Genomic DNA, 1,022 nt, shown 5'->3' with positions numbered 1-1,022 from the left:
GGGTGTAATTCGCTTCGCCCAGACCCGCCAGATCCACCGCCGGAACGGTCAGGCTCCAGGTGCCGTCTGCCGCCGTCGTGGCCGTGTAGTTTTTGCCGTTGAGGGTCACGGCCACCACGGTGCCTTCTGCCAGATTGGCGCTGGTGCCGCTGACGCGCAGATCCTGCCCCTTCTCTACCGCGTTCAGCACGTTGTCATCGCTGATGGCGTTGAAGCTGACCGAAGGCAGACCGGTATCGACGGTCACGTTATGCGTGCCGGTGCCGGTATTGCCCGCCGCGTCGGTAACCGATGCCGTGACGGTCACGCTGCCGTCGCTGAGGCCGGAAATCACGCTCGCCGGGACGCCCACGCTCCAGTTGCCCGCCGCGTCCAGCACGGTGGTGTAAGTCTGACCGCCGATGGTGACGGTCACCTTATCGCCCGCTGCCGCGCCGGTGGCGGTGCCGCTGATGATATGCGCCTGGCTGTGTTCTGCGAGGTTAATGACATCGTCGCCCGCCACGGTGTTGATGGTCACCGCCGGAACGGTGACGTCCACCGTCAGGTTGTGATCAACCGACGCCGGGTTGCCCGCCTTGTCGCTGACGCTTGCGGTAACGGTCACGCTGCCGTCCGTCAGGGCCGCAACATCGGACGCCGGAACGTTCAGCGTCCAGCTGCCGTCCGCGCTGACGGTGGTGGTGTAGTCTTTGCCGTTCAGCGACACGGTGACCGTCTGGCCCGCTTCGGCGGTGCTGGTACCGGACACGGTCAGATCGCTCTTCGCTTCGGCGGCGTTCAGAATATCATCCGTCGCCAGGGTGTTAATCGTGACGGTCGGCGCGGTGGCGTCCACGCTGTACTCACGTCCCGCCGAGGCGCTGTTGCCGTTCACGTTGGTGACGCTCACCTGCACGCTGGCGTCGCCGTCTTTCAGACCCGCCAGGTCGGCGGCTGGCACCGTGGTCGTCCATTTGCCGTCGGCGCCGACGGTCGCGGTGTAGCTCTTGCCGCCGAAGGTGATGGTAACGGTCTGGTTT

At 65.7% G+C, this 1,022-nt stretch carries 1 protein-coding gene; it reads right to left on the bottom strand.

Annotation, left to right across the window (positions count from 1 at the left end; all coding sequences use genetic code 11):
- A partial coding sequence (locus HMPREF3143_RS26365) for an Ig-like domain-containing protein (protein WP_254668443.1) occupies nucleotides 1–1,022 on the bottom strand: 1,022 nt, incomplete at both ends.

The sequence above is a fragment of the Enterobacter sp. HMSC16D10 genome (assembly GCF_001807145.1).
Lineage (GTDB): Bacteria > Pseudomonadota > Gammaproteobacteria > Enterobacterales > Enterobacteriaceae > Enterobacter > Enterobacter roggenkampii.
Note: the sequence above shows the minus strand (reverse complement) of the source record. Positions and strands in the feature narration are given on the sequence as shown.